The organism is Curtobacterium pomorum (assembly GCF_044497295.1).
Lineage (GTDB): Bacteria > Actinomycetota > Actinomycetes > Actinomycetales > Microbacteriaceae > Curtobacterium.
In genome coordinates, this window is record NZ_CP172409.1 from 3329396 (window position 1) to 3347953 (window position 18558).

General features: G+C 71.3%; 20 protein-coding genes. 5 read left to right on the plus strand and 15 right to left on the minus strand.

The window, feature by feature from the left end; genetic code table 11:
* Positions 1 to 5: 5 nt before the first annotated feature.
* Positions 6 to 1274: an MFS transporter gene (locus ACGH48_RS15935; protein WP_260233168.1), complete on the minus strand. Its 1269-nt coding sequence runs from the start codon at positions 1272 to 1274 to the stop codon at positions 6 to 8.
* Positions 1275 to 1405: 131 nt separating this feature from the next.
* Here ACGH48_RS15935 and ACGH48_RS15940 point away from each other — a divergent pair, with 131 nt between their 5' ends.
* Entirely contained in the window at positions 1406 to 1996 is a 591-nt protein-coding gene (locus tag ACGH48_RS15940) for a TetR/AcrR family transcriptional regulator (RefSeq protein WP_123314348.1), read from the plus strand.
* Between the two features lie 191 nt (positions 1997 to 2187).
* Positions 2188 to 3048: an NAD(P)-dependent oxidoreductase gene (locus tag ACGH48_RS15945; protein ID WP_123314392.1), complete on the plus strand. Its 861-nt coding sequence runs from the start codon at positions 2188 to 2190 to the stop codon at positions 3046 to 3048.
* A gap of 12 nt (positions 3049 to 3060) precedes the next feature.
* On the opposite strand, the gene ACGH48_RS15950 is transcribed toward ACGH48_RS15945, so the two are convergent.
* Both ACGH48_RS15950 and ACGH48_RS15955 read right to left on the minus strand, forming a co-directional pair.
* Positions 3061 to 4629, minus strand: a complete 1569-nt coding sequence (locus ACGH48_RS15950; RefSeq protein ID WP_396289305.1) for a methyltransferase — start codon at positions 4627 to 4629, stop codon at positions 3061 to 3063.
* Complete coding sequence (locus ACGH48_RS15955; RefSeq protein WP_123314349.1) at positions 4626 to 4991, minus strand: helix-turn-helix transcriptional regulator; 366 nt, start codon at positions 4989 to 4991, stop codon at positions 4626 to 4628. The genes ACGH48_RS15950 and ACGH48_RS15955 overlap by 4 nt, the downstream gene beginning before the upstream one ends.
* Before the next feature lie 100 nt (positions 4992 to 5091).
* Between ACGH48_RS15955 and ACGH48_RS15960 the strand changes: the two genes are divergently transcribed.
* Complete coding sequence (locus tag ACGH48_RS15960; RefSeq protein WP_396289306.1) at positions 5092 to 6345, plus strand: MFS transporter; 1254 nt, start codon at positions 5092 to 5094, stop codon at positions 6343 to 6345.
* A gap of 159 nt (positions 6346 to 6504) precedes the next feature.
* Here ACGH48_RS15960 and ACGH48_RS15965 read toward each other — a convergent pair whose 3' ends face one another.
* Both ACGH48_RS15965 and ACGH48_RS15970 read right to left on the minus strand, forming a co-directional pair.
* Positions 6505 to 6960: a TIGR02611 family protein gene (locus ACGH48_RS15965; protein ID WP_396289307.1), complete on the minus strand. Its 456-nt coding sequence runs from the start codon at positions 6958 to 6960 to the stop codon at positions 6505 to 6507.
* 131 nt (positions 6961 to 7091) lie between these two features.
* On the minus strand, positions 7092 to 7424 hold the full coding sequence (locus tag ACGH48_RS15970) for a TraR/DksA C4-type zinc finger protein (RefSeq protein WP_340195626.1): 333 nt from the start codon (positions 7422 to 7424) through the stop codon (positions 7092 to 7094).
* A gap of 56 nt (positions 7425 to 7480) precedes the next feature.
* Between ACGH48_RS15970 and ACGH48_RS15975 the strand changes: the two genes are divergently transcribed.
* The gene (locus ACGH48_RS15975) at positions 7481 to 8512 is read left to right on the plus strand and encodes an LLM class flavin-dependent oxidoreductase (RefSeq protein WP_396289308.1); all 1032 of its coding nucleotides are present in this window, start codon (positions 7481 to 7483) and stop codon (positions 8510 to 8512) included.
* A 9-nt stretch (positions 8513 to 8521) separates the two neighbouring features.
* Here the strand turns inward: ACGH48_RS15975 and ACGH48_RS15980 are convergent, their stop codons facing one another.
* Complete coding sequence (locus ACGH48_RS15980) at positions 8522 to 9025, minus strand: ASCH domain-containing protein (RefSeq protein ID WP_396289309.1); 504 nt, start codon at positions 9023 to 9025, stop codon at positions 8522 to 8524.
* Between the two features lie 124 nt (positions 9026 to 9149).
* Here ACGH48_RS15980 and ACGH48_RS15985 point away from each other — a divergent pair, with 124 nt between their 5' ends.
* Positions 9150 to 9596: a DUF2510 domain-containing protein gene (locus tag ACGH48_RS15985; RefSeq protein ID WP_396289310.1), complete on the plus strand. Its 447-nt coding sequence runs from the start codon at positions 9150 to 9152 to the stop codon at positions 9594 to 9596.
* Positions 9597 to 9709: 113 nt separating this feature from the next.
* On the opposite strand, the gene ACGH48_RS15990 is transcribed toward ACGH48_RS15985, so the two are convergent.
* The 9 genes from ACGH48_RS15990 to ACGH48_RS16030 all read right to left on the minus strand — a co-directional run bounded on the left by ACGH48_RS15990 (position 9710) and on the right by ACGH48_RS16030 (position 18522).
* Positions 9710 to 10702, minus strand: a complete 993-nt coding sequence (locus ACGH48_RS15990; protein ID WP_396291135.1) for a site-specific tyrosine recombinase XerD — start codon at positions 10700 to 10702, stop codon at positions 9710 to 9712.
* 19 nt (positions 10703 to 10721) lie between these two features.
* Positions 10722 to 11303 (minus strand): DUF1349 domain-containing protein, encoded by a 582-nt coding sequence (locus ACGH48_RS15995; RefSeq protein WP_396289311.1) that lies wholly within the window; start codon positions 11301 to 11303, stop codon positions 10722 to 10724.
* Positions 11300 to 11875: an NUDIX domain-containing protein gene (locus ACGH48_RS16000; protein WP_396289312.1), complete on the minus strand. Its 576-nt coding sequence runs from the start codon at positions 11873 to 11875 to the stop codon at positions 11300 to 11302. The genes ACGH48_RS15995 and ACGH48_RS16000 overlap by 4 nt, the downstream gene beginning before the upstream one ends.
* 162 nt (positions 11876 to 12037) lie before the next feature.
* Positions 12038 to 13753, minus strand: a complete 1716-nt coding sequence (locus tag ACGH48_RS16005; RefSeq protein ID WP_396289313.1) for a CTP synthase — start codon at positions 13751 to 13753, stop codon at positions 12038 to 12040.
* A gap of 162 nt (positions 13754 to 13915) precedes the next feature.
* A complete protein-coding gene (gene recN, locus ACGH48_RS16010) occupies positions 13916 to 15610 on the minus strand; it encodes a DNA repair protein RecN (protein ID WP_396289314.1) in 1695 nt (564 codons plus the stop codon).
* A gap of 22 nt (positions 15611 to 15632) precedes the next feature.
* On the minus strand, positions 15633 to 16556 hold the full coding sequence (locus tag ACGH48_RS16015) for an NAD kinase (RefSeq protein WP_123314358.1): 924 nt from the start codon (positions 16554 to 16556) through the stop codon (positions 15633 to 15635).
* Positions 16553 to 17365: a TlyA family RNA methyltransferase gene (locus ACGH48_RS16020; protein WP_396289315.1), complete on the minus strand. Its 813-nt coding sequence runs from the start codon at positions 17363 to 17365 to the stop codon at positions 16553 to 16555. Before ACGH48_RS16020 ends, ACGH48_RS16015 begins: the two co-directional genes overlap by 4 nt.
* A 13-nt stretch (positions 17366 to 17378) precedes the next feature.
* Positions 17379 to 17546: a hypothetical protein gene (locus ACGH48_RS16025; protein WP_340195620.1), complete on the minus strand. Its 168-nt coding sequence runs from the start codon at positions 17544 to 17546 to the stop codon at positions 17379 to 17381.
* A 10-nt stretch (positions 17547 to 17556) separates the two neighbouring features.
* Positions 17557 to 18522, minus strand: a complete 966-nt coding sequence (locus ACGH48_RS16030; RefSeq protein WP_222661475.1) for an HAD-IIA family hydrolase — start codon at positions 18520 to 18522, stop codon at positions 17557 to 17559.
* Positions 18523 to 18558 lie beyond the last annotated feature (36 nt).

Below are 18558 nucleotides of genomic sequence, written 5' to 3' on the forward strand. Positions count from 1 at the left end.
GGTGGTCAGCGCACGCCGCGGATGCGGGACACCGAGGCGATGCCGAGCAGACCGACGACGGCACCGGTGATGAAGAAGCCGCTGTACCCGCCGGTCAGGGCGATGACGCCCGGGGCCGCCGCGGGCACGATCGACTGGGGCAGGGCCTGCGCGATGTTGACGACGCCGAGGTCCTTCGCGTTGTCCTCGTCGGACGGCAGCACGTCGGTGATGAGCGCCAGGTCGACGGCGTAGAAGACACCCATGCCGGCACCCATCACGAACTCGCCCACCAGGACCATGCCCAGGGACGGCGCGAGGGCGATGATGACGAGCCCGACGACGCCGACGATGCCGGCGACCGCGACGAACAGCTTGCGGCGGCCGAGCTTGTCCGACAGCCAGCCGGCGATGAGCGAGGTGAGCACGATGCCGACGACGTTCCACAGCGTGCCCTGGAACACCGCGTTCGCGACGTGGTCACTGTCCACGCCGATGTCGTCCCGCAGGAAGTACGTCAGGTAGCTCACCGCGGTGTACTGCGCGGCGACCATCAGGAACCGGGTGAGCCAGGCCCATCCGAGGTCCGGGTGCTTCACGGGGTTGAAGACGAACGAGCCGAAGACCTGCCCGATGCCGAGCTTCGACGTCGGCCGGTTGGTGAGCACGCGGTCGCGGAACACCAGCGCGTAGAGCACGACGACGATCGACCCGATCGCGCCGGGGATGATCATCTGCGTCGCCGAGGTCGAGAAGAGCTGCACGAGGAAGGTACCGCCGACGAGCGCGAGGTTCTGGGCGAGCCCGAGCAGCGCCGCGACCCGGCCGCGCTGCGACCGCGTGACGTGGTCCGGCAGGACGGCCGTCAGGGCGGCGATCGTGGCGTTGTAGGCGATCTGCGTGACGCCCCACGCGATGACCAGCACGACGGTGGAGGTGGTCGTCGCGACGACCACGAGGCCCGCGAAGCCGACCACGGTGCCACCGATGATCCACGGACGACGCATGCCGAGCCTCCCGTACGTCCGGTCACTGAAGCGACCGGCCAGGGGGTTGGCGACCATCGCGGCGAACGCGCCGACGCCGAGTGCCAGACCGAGGACGCCCGCCTGGTTGTCCGGCGCGATCTCGGCGACCTTGAGCGCCATGGCGACCAGCACCGGTGGCAACAGGGCGATGTACAGGCCGAGCATCGCGATCGGCATGCCGAGCGTGTACATGAGCGGGGCCCCTCGGCCGTGCGTGGGGGCGACGGCGGTCGGGGTGTCGCTGACTGTCAGGGCGTCTTTGGCCACTGCAACCTCTTCTCGGGTGCGCCACCTGCGTCGGTGACTCGCACGCCTTCGTCGGCGGCTCGTGCCACCGTAACACCAAAACCAAGCCTGGCTAGGTTTTAGGGGTGCACTCCGAGCGGTACAGTCCTGCCATGGCACGACGGGGTTCGTACGCGAAGGGCATCGCGAAGCGCGAGGAGATCCTCACGGTCGCGCTCGACCTCGTCGCCTCGCAGGGCTTCCGCCGCACCAGCATCAAGGACATCGCCGACGCCGTCGGACTGACCCAGGCCGGCCTGCTGCACTACTTCGACTCGAAGGACGAGCTCTGGGTCGAGATCCTGCGGCGACGCGACGAGCTCGACCTGCAGCACGACTGGCAAGCGTCGGACCCGGCCGCGCTGCTCGCCGCGATCGTCCGGCACAACGCCGAGGTCCCCGGCTTGGTGCAGATGTTCGTCAACCTCTCCGCCGCCGCTGCGACCGACCCCGAGCACCCGGCGCACGCGTACTTCCAGGAGCGCTACGAGCGCAGCCGTCGCGACCTGTCCGCCGACTTCCGCGCCATGCAGCAGGACGGACGGCTCCGCTCCGACGTCGACGCCGAGGAGCTGACGAGCGTGCTGCTCGCGGTGTCCGACGGCATGCAGATCCAGTGGCTGTTCGACCCCTCGCGGGACATGGCGCAGCACGTCGAGCTCGTCGCCCGACTCGCGATCGCCCAGGTCGCTCCCACCGCCTGACGACTCCCGCCGGACGCTCCCCGCCGGAACCAGGTTCCGGACACAGCACCGCGCGATTCCGTGGTGTCGTGTCCGGAACCTGGTTCGCGCGGCGACAGCGGGGTACGGACAGGGCCTGGTCGGGTCAGGCAGCGCCGGGCAGGATGGGGCGTGCCCGTCAGGGCGACCCGACGACGATGTGGAGTGACGCGATGACGCGTGTAGTGGTGACCGGCGGCAGCGGCAAGCTCGGACGAGCGGTGGTGCGCGACCTCGATGCGCACGGGTACGACGTGGTGCTGCTCGACCGCGTGCCCTCCCCCGACCAGCCCGAGGGCGTGCAGTTCGTCCGGATCGACCTGACCGACTACGGCCAGGTGCTGAACGCCCTGCTCGGCGTCGACGACCGCTACGACCACGTGGACGCCGTCGTGCACCTCGCCGCCGTCCCCGCTCCAGGGCAGGTCCCCGACGTGGCGCTCATCACGAACAACGTCACGGCGTCGATCAACGTCTTCCACGCCGCTCGCGCCGCGAAGATCAAGAACCTGGTGTGGGCGTCGAGCGAGACCCTGCTCGGCATCCCGATGGGCGAGCACCACCCGCCCTACCTGCCCGTCGACGAGGAGTTCGCGGTCCGCCCGCAGTCGTCGTACTCCCTCGGCAAGGCCGTGGAAGAGGAGATGGCGCGCCACTTCACCCGCTGGGACCCGGAGCTGAAGATGATCGGCCTGCGGTTCTCGAACGTGATGGACGAGACCGACTACCCGGCGTTCCCGTGGGACGCCACCCCCGAGGCGAAGACCTTCAACCTCTGGTCGTACATCGACTCGCGCGACGGCGCCCAGGCGGTCCGCAAGGCCGTCGAGGCCGAGCTCACCGGGTTCGAGGCGTTCGTCATCGCGAGCCCCGACACCGTCATGGACACCCCGACGATCGAGCTCGTCGAGCGCTACGTGCCCGACATCGAGCGTCGCGCGGACATCGACGGCGTCAGCTCGCTGCTGTCGTCGGAGAAGGCTCGCGAGCTGCTCGGCTACGCCCCCGAGCACAGCTGGCGCGACGGGCGCTGACAGCGACCGCGACTACGCCGGCAGCAACAGCCCGTCGAGCACCAGGTCGCGCGCCGCCGGCAGCAGGTCGGCGGCGAGCACCTGCTCGTCGACACCCGTGATCTGCGCGAGCGCGCCGACGATCGCGGCGACGGACAGGTCCCCGTCGCACGCTCCGACGAACGCGGCGAGCGCCGTGTCCGCATCGACCCGACGCCCGAGTCCGCCGCCCTGCACGAGCGTCATCACCGTCGGGTCGTCGTTGCCCGGCCAGTAGTAGCGCTCCTCGGTGACGTCGCCCGCCACCGTCAGGTGCGCCACGGCGAGCGCGGCGTCGTCGTGGTCGGCGAGCCAGGCGGCCGCGTCGAGGACGCGAGCGACCGTGGCACCGAGCCCTGCGGGGTTGGAGCCGAGCGTCTCGGGGACGCGCTCGAACCGGCGGAGGCTCGCCGTTCCTCCTGGCTGGGCTCGACGCGCCACGACGTAGCCGAAGCCGACGCCGGTGACGCGGCGGTCCGCGAAGTCGTCGAGCCAGGCGCCCATCAGCGTGTCGAACTCGGGCGTTCCGGGCTTCGTGCCGCCGTCGCGGATCCAGGTCTCGGCGTACGACGTCGGGTCCTGGCGCTCGCGCTCGATGACCCATGCGTCGAGGTCGGTGTCCGCGAACCAGCCGCGCACGCGATCGAGGCCGTCGACGCCCCAGTGGTACTCCCAGTTGCCGAGCAGCTGTGCGGTCCCACCGGGCTCGAGGTGGTCGGACAGCCCTCGGAGCACGGTCTCGACGAGGGCGTCGCCGACCATGCCGCCGTCGCGGTACTCGTACGAGGGGACGCCTGGCCGCCGGGGCGTGATGACGAACGGCGGGTTCGACACGATGCGGTCGAACCGCTCTCCCGCGACGGGCTCGAAGAGCGAGCCGTACCGGAAGTCGATCCCGTCGATGCCGTTCAGCTGCGCGTTGAACCGGGCGATGTCGAGGGCGCGACGCGAGATGTCGGTGGCGACGACGTGCTCGGCGAAACGTCGGGCGTGCATGGCCTGGATCCCGCAGCCGGTGCCGAGGTCGAGCACCGTGCGGACGGGGACGGGTACCTGCAGGCCGCTCAGCGTGGTGGTGGCGCCGCCGATGCCGAGGACGTGCTCCTCGCTGATCGCGTGCCCGAGGGCGAGTTCCCCGAGGTCGGACACGATCCACCAGCTGCCGGCACCGAGGTCGTCGACGAAGGCGTAGGGGCGCAGGTCGACCGTCGGACGGACGTCGGCTCCGTCTCCGGTCAGCAGCCCCGCCGCGATCACGGCGTCGAGCCCGGCGGTCGGGAACGCCGCGGCGGCGTCCGCTCGGGACGTCGGCAGCCCGAGCACGAACAGGGTGGCGAGTGTGCCGAGCGGCGTCGTCTCGCGCGCTGCGAGTGCACGGAGGGCCGCGACTCGTGACCCACGGTGCAGCGATGCGGCCGCTTCGGTCCCCCAGAGTGCGTCGACCCGGTCGACGGTGAAGCCGGCGGCGTCGAGGTCCGCGGCGAGCGCCGTCGACACGGCGGGCGCGGCCCCGATGTCGGGGAGTGTGTGCACGCCGGCACCCGCGCCGGGCACCGTGCTCACGACTCGATCCCGTCGCGGAGGAGTGCCGCAGGCACCTGCCAGTCGAGCACCAGGTCGAGCAGCCCCGGGAACCGCTGCTGCACGTCCTCGATCCGGACGCGGCTGATGCGGGTCAGACCCTCGAGGTGCTGTTCGAGCAGTCCGGCCTCGCGCAGGACCCGGAAGTGGTGGGTGAGCGTGGACTTCGGTCGGTCGATGCCGACCCAGCCGCAGCTCCGTTCACCACCGGCCGCGTCGACGAGGTAGCGGTGCAGGATCGCCAGCCGGATCGGGTCGCTCAGGGCGTCCAGGACGACGGGGAGGTCCATCTCGGCCACGGACGGCTGGGGCAGCCGCTCGGGGGCATCGACGTGCGCGGGCATGGACGGGACGCTACCACCGTTCGGCTTGCTGTACGACTTGCGTCGTACAGCGGACTGCGGTACGAATGCACTCGTACAACGGACCATCGGAAGGATGCTCATGCAGCAGTCAGCTCGCTCGGTCGTCGGGTTCTGGATCCTCGCGGCGATGCTCCTGGTGTCGGTCGCGTCGTCCGCGGTCCCCTCGCCGATCTACCCGGTCTACGCCGCCGAGTGGCACCTCACGCCGCTCATGCTGACCGGCGTCTTCGCCATCTACGTCGCCGGGCTGCTCGCGAGCCTGCTCGTCGCCGGACGCCTGTCGGACCACGTCGGCCGCAAGCCCGTGCTCGTCGCCGGCGGTCTCGGCGTGGCCCTCTCGCTCGGGCTGTTCGCGATCGCGGACGGCGTCGGCGCGCTCATCGTCGACCGCATCGTGCAGGGCGTCTCCGTCGGGCTGCTCATCGGGGCGCTCGGCGCGGCCCTCATCGACAACTCGCTCGAGCGGCACCCGACCCTGGCCGGCGTGCTGAACGGCGTCATCCCGCCGATCGCCCTGGCCACCGGTGCGATGTCGAGCGGCGCGCTCGTCCAGTGGGGTCCGGCGCCGGAGCAGCTCGTCTACCTGGTGTTCGGCGCACTGCTCGTCCTGCTCGTCCTCGCGCTGTTCGTGGTGCCCGAGCAGGTCCAGCGGCGCCCCGGAGCCCTCCGCTCCCTGCGTCCGACGATCAGCGTGCCGCGGAGCTCCCGCCGGCTGTTCCGCGGGGTCGTCGGTTCCCTCGTCGCCAGTTGGGCGCTCGGCGGCATGTTCCTCTCGCTCGTCCCCTCGGCCCTCGGTGCCGTGTTCGGCATCACGAACCACTTCGCGGCCGGAGCACTCATCGCCGTCGTCACCGGCGTCGGCGCACTGACCGGGCTCGCGACGCAGCGCATGGACGCACGTCGTGCGGTGCTCGTCGGACTCGTCGCCCTGGTGCTCGGTCCGATCGTGACCGTGGCGTTCGTGATGGCGCACTCCCTGCCCGGCCTCGTGGTCGGCAGCGCGATCGCCGGCATCGGCTTCGGTGCCGGGTTCCAGGCACCACTGCGGATGCTGCTCGCGACCGCCGCACCGACGCACCGCGCCGGCCTGCTCTCCACGATCTACGTCGTCAGCTACCTGGCGTTCGGGGTCCCCGCGGTCATCGGCGGCCTGCTCGAACCGTCGATCGGCCTGGTCCCGGTGGTCGCCGGGTACGGCGGGTTCATCGTCCTCGCCGCCGTCGTCGCACTCGTGCTGCAGCTGGTGTCGAAGGACGCGGCCCTCGTCGAGGAGCAGGCCGCCGAGGTCATCGAGCGCACCGCCACCGGGTCGATCCGCGTCGCTGCGGAGTAGGCGCGCTCGGCGCGGTTCGGCGCACGCCAGGCGCACGGTGCGAGGTTGGTCATACGGTGAGAGGTTGCTCGCTCAGTGGGGGCCTGCAGCGCCGCACGGAGCGATCAACGTCGCACCCAGTGACGAAAACAGCACGGTGCCGACCGCGACGGGCCGGGATCAGTGACCCGGGTGCGCCGAGTTCGCGCCGCGCGCCCGTCCACGAGCACGCACCCCGACCGTCCGCGCCGCACCGGTGTGGGCGGCGTCGACGTCGGCCTTTCCCCGGTCGGCTGCGTCTCGCAGTCGCTTCGGGCCGTGCCGCTTGGCCCAGTCCCAGAAGCGGTGCAGCTGCGCCTTGAGCCACACGATGATCTTGTGGAAGAAGTGGAACTCGCTCGCCAGCACCGTGAGGCCGATGAACACCACGAGCCAACCGGGCCCGGGCAGCGGCACCAGGATGAGTCCGATGATGACGACCAGCCCGCCGACGATCCCGACGAGCACCTTGTAGAACAGGTGCAGGTGCGGTCGGGCGTGGATCCAGGTCCGCACGTCGTGGAACCACTGGAAGCGCTGACGGGGCGCACCCTCGGCCCGGCTCTCGCCGGGTCCGTCGTTCGGGTCACCGTCCATGCCGAAAACGTAGGGCGTGCGGCTGGGAATCCGCGGCGCACGCGGTGGACGCGCGGTGCGCATGAGGGGAGCGACGTGGCGGGCCCGCACCGTGCCTCCAGGCCGTCAGCTGGTGTCTGCCGGGAGGCCCGTCATGCGTGCGCGACGCAGGTCGCCGCCCACGGGACGGCGGCCAATCGGGCCGCTGGGATCGGTTCTCCGCCGACCGTGCACGTTCCGTAGGTGCCCGCATCGAGCCGCGCGAGCGCGGCGTCCACCTGCTCGATCCGTTGCCGTGCCGCGTCGCGGACGGCACCGAGCGAGCCGCGCTCCCACGCGAGGGTCGCGCCCTCGGGGTCGTGCTCGTCGTCGGAGTTGGCGTCCTGCCGGGCGTCGCTGACGTCGCGCATGCTCCGCTCGACGTCGGCGAGCAGCCGTTCGTTCCGTGCGCGTTCGGCATCGAGTGCCGGGCGGGGGTCGTCCATGGCGGACACCGTAGTCGCGACGGAATGCGCGGTTCTCCGGATGCGTTCGCATTGACATGACGAAGATCGGGTTCCTGTCGTTCGGACACTGGCGCGACGTGCCGGGGTCGAAGGTGCGCAGCGGGCGTGAGTCCCTGGTGCAGGCGATCGACCTCGCGGTCGCTGCCGAAGAGGCCGGCGTCGACGGCGCCTACTTCCGCGTGCACCACTTCGCTCCGCAGCAGGCTGCTCCGTTCCCCCTGCTGTCTGCGATCGCTGCGAAGACCAGCCGCATCGAGATCGGGACCGGCGTGATCGACATGCGCTACGAGAACCCGCTGTACATGGCGGAAGAGGCAGCGGCGACCGACCTCATCTCCGGCGGACGACTGCAGCTCGGCGTCTCCCGTGGATCACCCGAGACCGCCCTCGCTGGTTACCAGCAGTTCGGCTACGTGCCGGACGCGTCCGACGAGAACGGCGGGGACATGGCCCGCGCACACACCAGCGTGTTCCGTCGCGCCATCGCCGGCGAGCCGATGGCGAATGCCAACCCGCAGATGACCGGCTCGGTCGGTTCGCTGCCGATCTCCCCGCTCTCCGACTCGCTCGGCGACCGCATCTGGTGGGGTGCCGGCACCCGGGCCACCGCCGAGTGGACCGCCGAACAGGGCATGAACCTGATGTCGTCGACGCTGCTCACCGAGGACACCGGTGTGCCGTTCGACGAACTGCAGGCGGAGCAGATCGAACGCTTTCGCCGCGTCTGGGCCGAGTCGGGCTGGGAGCGGACCCCGCGCGTCTCCGTCTCGCGCAGCATCATCCCGATCATCGACGACGAGTCGCGGCACTACTTCGGCGTCCGCGCACAGGTCGAGGGGCAGGACCAGGTCGGACACCTCGACGGCGGACTGGCACGCTTCGGCCGGTCCTACATCGGCTCGCCCGAGGACCTCGTCGCGGAGCTGGCAGCCGACCAGGCCGTCCGCGCTGCCGACACCGTGCTCGTCACGGTGCCGAACCAGCTCGGCGTCGACTTCAACGCGCGGCTGCTCGCCGCCGTGAAGGACGTGTTCACCGAGGTCGACGCGGCGCCCGTCCCGGCCTGACCTGCTCGATCAGGCGCTGACGGTCGGCGGTGGCGTCGACGCCGTCGGCGTCGGCGTCGGCGTCGGCCAGAGCAGCCGGAAGCGCTCGCAGACCACCGGCATGTCCGGTTCGAAGCCGCGCGGGTTCTCGGAGTGCGCGCGCCAGTACGCCTCGTGCACCCTCCGCCAGTGCTCGAGGGTCCGGTCGCCCTCGCCTTCGGCACGCGCGTGCTCGGCTCCGACGGCATCGAACGGGACGATCCGGACGTCCGTCGTCTCGATGACGGCCCGGGGAACACCGGCGCCGTCGGTCACGATGCTGCACTCACCGGTCACGGGGAGCGGGTCACCCGACGCCTCGTAGTCCCAGAGCGAAGACGCCGTACCGTCCTTGACCCCTCGGAGCACCAGCTCGAGCAGCTCGTCAGCCTGCTCCGGTGTGGCACCGAACGACCACGCCTCCGGCGCCTCGACGGGCAGTTCCGGGGCTTCGGCGCGCCGCTCGTTCCAGAAGTCGTCGAGGGTCGTGGCCACCAGCCGACCGTAGCGCACCGCCGGGTGTCCGCACTTGTGCCGACACCCGCCTTGGGACTGTGGCCGGACCGTCCCGACTCGTACCGTCGAGGAGCACCGTTCCCCCGCACCTCGAGGAGTCCCCGTGACGCTGCCGGCCGCAGGCTGGTTCCCGGACCCGCAGGACGCCAGCCGTCTGCGCTGGTGGGACGGTCACGCCTGGGGTGCTGCGACGCGCGTCCTGCCGAGCGCTCCGGAACCGGTCATGCCGATCGTCATCGCGCCCGTCGGCCCCTCGTTCTCGGTGCACACCGCGTCGATCCGGACGCACGCGTGGGCATCCGGCGGCGCCCGCGAGCGACGGCTGTGCGTGTTCACGGCGCTCGCGGTGCTGCTGGCGCTGACGTCGATCCTCTGCAACCCGCTGGGTGCCTGCAGCGCACTCGCGCTCGTGTGCGGGTTCGTCGGTGTCGTCCGCCCCGGTGCGACCGGTGGGTGGCGTGTGCTCGCGAGGAGCGCTTCGGCGAGCGCCATCGTCGTGGCGGTCGCGACCGCCGCGGTCGCGGCCTCGACCCAGTTCCACCTCTTCTGACGCGCCCGTAGCGTCACCGTCCGACTTCGTGAGCAGAAATGGTCGGGTGCCGACCAGCGACCCGACCATTTCTGCTCACGAAGTGCACGCCCGGGGCCGCCGAACGCCGAGACCTACCGCCGCGCCCGCGGGTGCGCCGTCTGGTACACGTCCCGCAGCATGTCCGCCGTGACCATCGTGTAGATCTGTGTCGTCGCGACGCTCGCGTGCCCGAGCAATTCCTGCACCACGCGCACGTCGGCCCCGCCCTCGAGCAGGTGTGTGGCGAACGAGTGCCGGAAGGTGTGCGGCGACACGTGCGCCTCGAGGCCCGCCGCCTCTGCCGCCGACTGGATCACGAGCCACGCGCTCTGCCGTGAGAGCCGAGCGCCCCGGGCGCCGAGGAACAGCGCCGGCGTCGAGGGCCCGCGTGCCGCGAACACCGGCCGCGCACGCACCAGGTAAGCGTCGATCGCCGCCCGGGCGAAGCTGCCGAGCGGCACGACCCGCTGCTTGTTCCCCTTGCCGGTGACCTTCACGACGGCGAGGCCGTCGGCGTCGGGAGCCGAGTCGTCGGACAGCGTGGTCACGTCGTCCACCGACAACCCCACCGCCTCGGAGATCCGCGCGCCGGTGGCGTAGAGCAGTTCGAGCAGGGCCTTGTCCCGCAACTGGACGGGGTCGTCGGCGTCGACGGACACCGCGCCGAGCAGCCGTTCCATGTCCTCCACCGAGATGGCCTTCGGCAGCCGCATCGGGGCCTTCGGCGGCCGGACGGCAGTACCGGGGTCGAGCGGCAGCCAGCCCTCCCCCGCCGCGAAGGCCGTGAACGACCGCACCGAGCTGAGCATCCGGGCGATCGACCTCGGTGCCAGTGGACCGTCCGGCTTCGTCGCCAGGTGGGTCACGAACTCCGAGACGTCCGCACGCGCCAGCCGCCCGACGTCGTCGATCGCAGACGCCCCGCCGGCCCGGTCGGCACCGTCGGAATCGACCACCGGAGCGGTCGCCAACCACGACGTGAACACCGCGAGGTCACGCCGGTAGGCCGACAGGGTGTGCTGCGACAGCCCGCGCTCGATCGCGACGTGCCGCAGGTACGTCTCCGTGGCACGGTCGAGTGGGATCACGACAGCAGGCGCACGGTCAGTGCAGCGCCTCGTCAGGCGCCCCGACCCGGTACCCGGTGAAGCTCACGGTCAGGCCGGCACGCGTCGGAGCAGCGCACAGCAGTCCGGCCGACACGGCAGCATCGGGATCGAGGTACGCGACCCGCACGAGGCGCGGCTGCTCGTCGTCGGCCCACGCCCGCACGGTCACCGCATCGCCGTCGCGGCTGACCCGGACCGTCACGACGCGGCCCACCCACTCCGGCACGGGCGCCACCGACCAGTCCGAGGAGTCACGGGTCACCACGGCGCCGAGCTGCGGCGTCCCGTCGGAGACCTCGACACCGGCCTTGATCCAGTTCCGCTCGTCGACGCGCAGGAAGACGCCGGCCTGGTCGAACTGTTCCGTGTAGTCGAGCACGAACGAGACCTCGACCGAGAACGCCCCGTCGATGCGCTCCACCAGTGCATGCTCGGAGTCGTGGACGAACCCGTACGAGGTGGTCCGCCAGGCGTCACTGCCCTCGATGGCCGTGACGCGCAGCACGTCGCCGTCGAGCACTGCCGCCTCGGGCTCGTGCGTCCAGCTGGCCGTGTCGACCAGTTCGCGCAGGCTCATGCGCGGCGACGCTCGAGCGCATCGACGGCGAGCACGGCCACGACCAGCCCGGAGTTGTGCAGCCGTCCGTCGAGGATCGCCTCCACCAGCTCCGCCCGCGGCACCCACCGCTTCACGATGTCCGCTTCCTCGGCCTCACGCTCGAACGCGGTCGCCGTGGGCCGGACACCCCGCGCGCGGTAGACCTGCAGGAACTCGTCGCTCCCACCGGACGAGGTGTTGTACCGGACCAGCGGCTCCCACGTGTCCGCTTCGAGGTCGGCCTCTTCCGCGAGTTCTCGCGCGGCGGCGACCTGGAGGTCCTCGCCCTCCACGTCGAGCAGGCCGGCCGGAAGCTCCCAGTCGCGCACGCGCACCGGGTGCCGGTACTGCTGGATCACGAGCACCCGGCCCTCGTCGTCCTCGGCGTACACCGCGACGGCACCGGTGTGGTCGATGTACTCGCGGACCATCGTCTCGTCGTTGTAGGCGATCGCGTCCCGCCGGACGTCCCAGACGGCGCCCTCGTACACGACGGTCGACTCGGTGACCTCGAACGAGGCGGGTTCGTCAGCGATGGGTGCGTCAGTCACGGAACCATCCAAGCACGCGCCCCTCGCGGAACCAGGTTCCGGACACCACACCGCGCCGTTCCGTGGTTCCGTGTCCGGAACCAGGTGCCGTGGGCGCGACAGACGACGGACGGGAGGCGCGGTGCCAGCTGGCACCGCGCCTCCCGTCAGAGACCACTCGCGTTACGCGACCTGCTCCTCGTTCTGCGGGTCGAACAGGCTGGACGCCTCGTGGCGCTCGATCGCGGCCGCGACGAGCCCCGCGAACAGCGGGTGCGCGTTCGTCGGACGCGAGCGCAGCTCCGGGTGCGCCTGCGTGGCGATGTAGAACGGGTGCACGTCGCGCGGCAGCTCGACGTACTCGACCAGGGTGCCGTCGGGCGAGGTGCCCGAGAACACCAGGCCGGCGTCCGCGATCTGCTGCCGGTACGTGTTGTTGACCTCGTAGCGGTGACGGTGGCGCTCGGAGGCCTCCGGTGCCCCGTACAGCTCCGCCGCGAGCGAGCCCTCGGTGAACGACGCCGGGTACAGGCCGAGGCGCATGGTGCCGCCCAGGTCGCCGCCGGCGATGATGTCCACCTGCTCCGCCATGGTCGCGATGACCGGCGTCGAGGTCTCCGGGTCGAACTCCGTGCTCGACGCGTCGGTGAGACCGGCCTCGTGGCGGGCGTACTCGATGACCATGCACTGCAGGCCGAGGCACAGGCCGAGCGTCGGGATGCCCTGCTCGCGGGCGAAGCGCAGCGCACCGAGCTTGCCCTCGATGCCACGGACGCCGAACCCACCGGGGATGCAGATGCCGTCCACGTCGCCGAGCTGCTTCGCAGCACCCTCGGGCGTGGTGCAGTCGTCGGAGACGACCCACTTCAGCGTGACCTTCGCGTCGTGCGCGAAGCCACCGGCGCGCAGTGCCTCGGTGACCGACAGGTAGGCGTCCGGCAGGTCGATGTACTTGCCGACCAGGGCGATCGTGACGTCCTTCTTCGGCTCGTGCACCGCACGGAGCACCGGGGTCCACGCGGTCCAGTCGACCGGGCCGGCCTCGAGCTTGAGCGCATCGACGATGACCTGGTCGAGGCCCTGGTTGTTCAGCAGCGTCGGCAGGTCGTAGATCGACGGGACGTCCACGGCGTTCACCACGGCGTCCTCGTCCACGTCGCACATCAGCGCGATCTTCTTCTTGTTCGAGTCCGACACCGGACGGTCCGACCGCAGCACGAGCGCGTCGGGCTGGATGCCGATCGAGCGGAGCGCAGCCACGGAGTGCTGCGTCGGCTTCGTCTTCTGCTCGCCCGAGGCGTTCATGAACGGCACGAGCGACACGTGCACGAAGAACACGTTGTTGCGGCCGAGCTCGTGGCGGACCTGGCGCGCCGACTCGATGAACGGCTGCGACTCGATGTCGCCGACGGTGCCGCCGACCTCGGTGATGATGACGTCGGGCTGCGGGTCGTTCTCCGCCTGCTCGCGCATCCGGCGCTTGATCTCGTCGGTGATGTGCGGGATGACCTGCACGGTGTCGCCGAGGTACTCACCACGGCGCTCCTTGGCGATGACCGTGGAGTACACCTGGCCGGTCGTGACGTTCGCCGACTGCGCCAGGTTGATGTCGAGGAAGCGCTCGTAGTGCCCGATGTCGAGGTCCGTCTCCGCACCGTCGTCGGTCACGAAGACCTCGCCGTGCTGGAACGGGTTCATGGTGCCCGGGTCCACGTTGAGGTAGGGGTCGAGCTTCTGCATGACGACCTTGAGGCCGCGAGCCGTGAGGAGGTTGCCGAGGCTTGCTGCCGTCAGGCCCTTGCCGAGAGACGAGACGACCCCGCCGGTCACGAAGATCTGCTTCGTCACCTTCGGGGTCGGGGTGTTTGCCTGGGTACCGCTGCTGAGAGTGTCCGCCACGGGATTCCATCGTACGTCAGAACTGCCGGGAGGCGCGACCCCGGTTCGCCGTGGGCGTTGCGCGGGTGGGTCGCCGGGTGTTCGGGCCGCGCTCGCGCTCGGCCGCCGGCCGGCGGTCGCGTGTTCGGGGCGCGCTCGCGCTCGGCCGCCGGCCGGCGGTCGTCAGGCCGTCTGGCCGGCCACGTCGAGGAGCTCGCGGGCGTGCTCCACGCCGCTGGCGCTGTCGCCGAGCCCGGAGAGCAACCGCGCCATCTCCTGCAGGCGGTCCTCGCCCTCGAGTCGTCGCACGCTCGACGAGGTCACGGCGCCACTGGCGTCCTTCACCACGTTGAGGTGGTTGTTCGCGAACGCCGCGACCTGCGCGAGGTGCGTGACGACGATGACCTGCGTGCGCTCGGCGAGCTTCGCCAGCCGACGACCGATCTCGATCGCCGCCGCACCGCCCACGCCGGCGTCGACCTCGTCGAAGACGAACGTCGGCACCGTCGTGCTGCCGGCCATCACGACCTCGATCGCGAGCATGACGCGTGAGAGCTCGCCACCCGACGCGCCCTTGCCGATCGGCCGGGGGTCGGTGCCGGAGTGCGGCTGCAGCAGGATCGAGACCTGGTCGCGTCCGTGCCGGCGGTACTCGCCCGCATCGCTGACCTCGACCACCAGCGTGGCGCCGGCCATCGCGAGGGTCTTCAGTTCCGTCGTGACGCGCTTCGCGAGGTCCGCTGCGGCCTTCGTGCGAGCAGCGGTCAACGCCGCCGCCGCCGCCCCGAGTGCCTGCTCGTCCTGTTCGACGGACTGCTGGAGCCCCGCGATGCGGTCGTCGTCGCCGTCCAGCTCGAGCAGGCGGTCACTGGCACGCTGCCCGTAGGCGATGACGTCGTCGACGGTGTCGCCGTACTTGCGGGTGAGGCCGGCGAGCAGCGCGCGTCGTTCGTTGATGAGCTCGAGGTCGTGCCCGGCCTCGGGCTCGAGCGAGCCGAGGTAGCTGGAGATGCTCGCAGAGGCCTCGGCCGCCTGGATCCCGAGTTCCGTGAGCTGCTCGAGCACCGGCTGCAGGGCGGCGTCGGAGTCGGCGACGCGCTCGACGGCACGGCGGGCGGACTCGACCAGGCCGACGACGTCCGAGACACCGTCGAGGGACTCGCTGGACAGGGCCTCGTGCGCCAGGGCGGCGGACAGTCGGAGTTCCTCGAGGTTGCCGAGCCGGTCGGCGCGCTCGGCGAGCTCGACGTCCTCGCCGGGCTGCGGGTCGGCCGCTTCGATCTCGTCCGATGCGGCGCGGATCCGGTCGGCCTCGGCCACCCGCTCGTCACGGTCCCGCATCAGTGTCTCGAGCTCGCCCGTGTGCTGCTGCCACGTGTCGTACGCGGTGACGTACCGGCTCAGGACCTTCTCGAGGGCCGCTCCGCCGAAGCCGTCGAGCGCCGCACGCTGCGCGGTCGACGAGGTCAGTCGGATCTGGTCGGACTGACCGTGCACCGTCACGAGCTGGTCGGCGAGTTCACCGAGGACCGCCACGGGGGCGCTCCGCCCGCCGACGGTGGCGCGGCTGCGGCCCTCGGCCGAGACCGTGCGTGTGAGGATCAGTTCGCCGTCCTCGACGGCGCCGCCGGCGTCCTCGACGCGGTCTGCGACCGCGGCGTGCTCGGGGACGTTCCAGCGGCCCTCGACCACCGCGCTCGACGCACCGCGGCGGACCGAACCGGCGTCCGCCCGGGCACCGAGCAGCAACCCGAGGGCGGTGACGATCATGGTCTTGCCCGCACCGGTCTCGCCGGTGACGACGGTGAACCCCGGACCGAGTTCGAGTGTGGTCTCGCCGATGACCCCGAGGTCACGGATCGCGATCTCCTCGATCATCGGTGGTCCTCCGGTCGGCCGGTCACAGGTCGTCCTCGTCGGTCTGCGGCCCGCGCCACCCGGTGACCGGGAGCCGGAACTTCGCGACCAGCCGATCGGTGAAGGGGGCGTCCTTGAGGCGCGCGACCCGCACGGGGTCCGGCGACCGTCGGACCTCGACCCGAGCGCCCGGCGGCAGGTCGTGCGTCCGGCGACCGTCGCACCACAGGACGCCGACACCGCTCGTGCGCCGGAGGACCTCGATCGCGAGGACGCGGTCCGGACCCACCACGATCGGGCGGGAGAACAGGGCGTGCGCGCTGAGCGGCACCATCAGCAGGGCGTCGACGTCGGGCCAGACGATCGGACCACCGCCGGAGAACGAGTACGCCGTGGACCCGGTGGGGGTCGACACGACGACGCCGTCGCACCCGAACGAGGACAGCGGACGACCGTCGACCTCGGTCACCACCTCGAGCATGCGCTCGCGCGAGGCCTTCTCGATGGTGGCTTCGTTGAGCGCCCAGCTCGAGTAGACGATCTGGTTGCCGACGACGACGTCCACCTGCAGGGTGACGCGTTCCTCGACGTGGTACTCCCCCGACAGGGCGCGCTCGACGGTCTCGGCGAGGGCGTCCCGCTCGCTCTCCGCCAGGAAGCCGACGTGTCCGAGGTTCACACCGACGATCGGGGCCCGCGTCTCGCGCACGAGTTCGGCCGCGCGCAGGATCGTGCCGTCACCACCGAGCACGATGACGATCTCGAGCTGGTCCGCCTGGACGTCGACGCCGAGGATGTCGACCTGGCCCACCGAGGCCTCGGCCCGGCGGATGTCGGCGTACTCGTCGAACGGCATCACCGGTACCAGACCGGCGGCGTGCAGCAGGTCGCAGACCTCCACCGCAGCATCGATCGAGTCACGGCGACCCGTGTGGGAGACGAGCAGGATGTGCCGGTCGTCGCTCATGCGGTCCCCTCTGTGAGTTCGGTTGCCCGGACTCTCCATTCTGTCGGATTGCCACCGACACCACGCTGGAAGCGCGCGAGGTACTCGTGGTTGCCGTGCGTCCCGATGATCGGCGACGCCGCGAGTCCGGTGGTGCCGAAGCCGAGGTCCCACGCCGCCCACAGGACGTTCATCAGGGCGTCGTCGCGGAGGGCCGGGTCGTGCACGATGCCCTCGCGCACCCCACCGCGGCCGACCTCGAACTGCGGCTTCACGAGCAGGACGAAGTCGTCGGCGGGCACGGCCTCGGCCAGGGCGGGCAGCACCAGCCGCAGCGAGATGAACGACAGGTCGCCGACGACCAGGGTCGTCTCGGCTGCGGCGCCGTCGAGGGCGAGGTAGCCGGACCGGGTCAGACTGCGGGCGTTGGTGCCCTCGACCACGGCGACACGCTCGTCGACCGCGATCGTCGGATGCAGTTGGCCGTGCCCGACGTCGAGCGCGATGACACGGCGAGCACCACGGGCCAGGAGCACCTGGGTGAAGCCGCCCGTGCTGGCACCGACGTCCAGCACCACACGGCCGGACGGGTCGACCCCGAAGGCGTCGAGCGCTCCGACGAGCTTCCGGGCAGCGCGGGAGACCCACTCGTCGGCAGCGTCGACCACGATGTCGGCGCCCGGGGCGGTCGGGGCAGCGGGCTTCACGACGGGACGGCCGTCGACCGTCACCCGGCCGTCCTGGATGAGCTTGGAAGCAGCGGTCCGCGATCGCGCGAGTCCGCGCGTCGCGAGGAGGGCGTCGAGGCGGACCGGGGTCGCGTCGGGCACGGCTCCGTCCGGTTCAGGCACTCGCGGAGCCGCCGCCCTCGAGCCGCGTGCGCAGCTCGTCGTGCAGTGCGGAGAACGCGTCGGCGCGCTCGGAGAGCGGCAGGGCTTCGGCCGCCGAGGTGCGCGCGGCGAACTCGTCCTGCGGTTCCAGGTCGGCGGACGGCTGCTCGGGGTTCGGCACGTCCGACACGCTACTCGCCGCCGTACAGCTGCGGGTCCACGTCGAGGCCGTAGATGGCCAGACCCGACTCCCAGATCAGGGCCGCACCGGCGCGGAGGCGATCGATGTCGCTCCCCGCGTCGAGCACCCGCACGACGTGCCCGCGCATCGCCACGGTGGCGCTGCCGACGGTGACGTACCGCGTGCCGTCGTCGTCCTGTCGCCGGACGGTCACCGGGTAGGGCTCGGACAGGCCGCGGAGGTCCTCGAGCACGAACACCGGACGCGAGCGTTGGTCGGCGGCGAGCACCTGCTTCGCCTGGTCGATGCCCGTCAGCACGAGGACGCTCGGGATCCCGACGTCGTTCGCCCCCTTGATGTCGGTGTCGAGACGGTCACCGATGAACAGTGTCCGCCCGCCGCCGAAGCGCTCGACCGCTGCATCGAAGATCGGACGCTCCGGCTTGCCGGCGACCACGGGCATGCGGCCCACGGCCTGGTGGACGGCGGACACGAGCGTGCCGTTGCCCGGCGCGATGCCGCGCTCGACCGGAATCGACCAGTCCATGTTCGTCGCGACCCACGGGATCGCCGGATCGGCCAGCGCAAAGGACGCCTCGGCCAACTCCTTCCACCCGAGGTCCGGGGAGAAGCCCTGGATGACCGCGGCCGGGGAGTCCTCGGCACTGCTCGTCACCGTGAAGCCGGCGGCCTCGACGATGCTCGAGAGTCCGAGTCCACCGGTGACGAGCACGGTCGAGCCGGCGGGCACCAGCGTCGAGAGGAGCTGGACACCCGCTTGCGATGACGTGACGACGTCGTCCTCGGACACCTCGAGCCCGTAGCGCTCGAGGTGCTCGGCGACGTCGATCGGTCGCCGGGACGCGTTGTTCGTGATGTACCCGACGCGGGCGCTCAGCGATGCCCGTGTGAGCGCCTCGACCGCGTGCGGGATCGCGTTCCGCCCCCGGTAGACGACGCCGTCGAGGTCCGTCAGGACGACGTCGACGCCGTCCGTCGGCGCAGTCGGGAG

Bases quoted from the DNA above. Each gene is read 5' to 3' on its own strand.
- ACGH48_RS15940 (WP_123314348.1), top strand. From the start codon at position 1,406: ATGGCACGACGGGGTTCGTACGCGAAGGGCATCGCGAAGCGCGAGGAG.
- ACGH48_RS15970 (WP_340195626.1), bottom strand. From the start codon at position 7,424: ATGGACGACCCCCGCCCGGCACTCGATGCCGAACGCGCACGGAACGAA.
- ACGH48_RS15955 (WP_123314349.1), bottom strand. From the start codon at position 4,991: ATGCCCGCGCACGTCGATGCCCCCGAGCGGCTGCCCCAGCCGTCCGTG.
- ACGH48_RS15960 (WP_396289306.1), top strand. From the start codon at position 5,092: ATGCAGCAGTCAGCTCGCTCGGTCGTCGGGTTCTGGATCCTCGCGGCG.
- recN (WP_396289314.1), bottom strand. From the start codon at position 15,610: ATGATCGAGGAGATCGCGATCCGTGACCTCGGGGTCATCGGCGAGACC.
- ACGH48_RS15945 (WP_123314392.1), top strand. From the start codon at position 2,188: ATGACGCGTGTAGTGGTGACCGGCGGCAGCGGCAAGCTCGGACGAGCG.
- ACGH48_RS16015 (WP_123314358.1), bottom strand. From the start codon at position 16,556: ATGAGCGACGACCGGCACATCCTGCTCGTCTCCCACACGGGTCGCCGT.
- ACGH48_RS15995 (WP_396289311.1), bottom strand. From the start codon at position 11,303: ATGAGCCTGCGCGAACTGGTCGACACGGCCAGCTGGACGCACGAGCCC.
- ACGH48_RS15965 (WP_396289307.1), bottom strand. From the start codon at position 6,960: ATGGACGGTGACCCGAACGACGGACCCGGCGAGAGCCGGGCCGAGGGT.
- ACGH48_RS15975 (WP_396289308.1), top strand. From the start codon at position 7,481: ATGACGAAGATCGGGTTCCTGTCGTTCGGACACTGGCGCGACGTGCCG.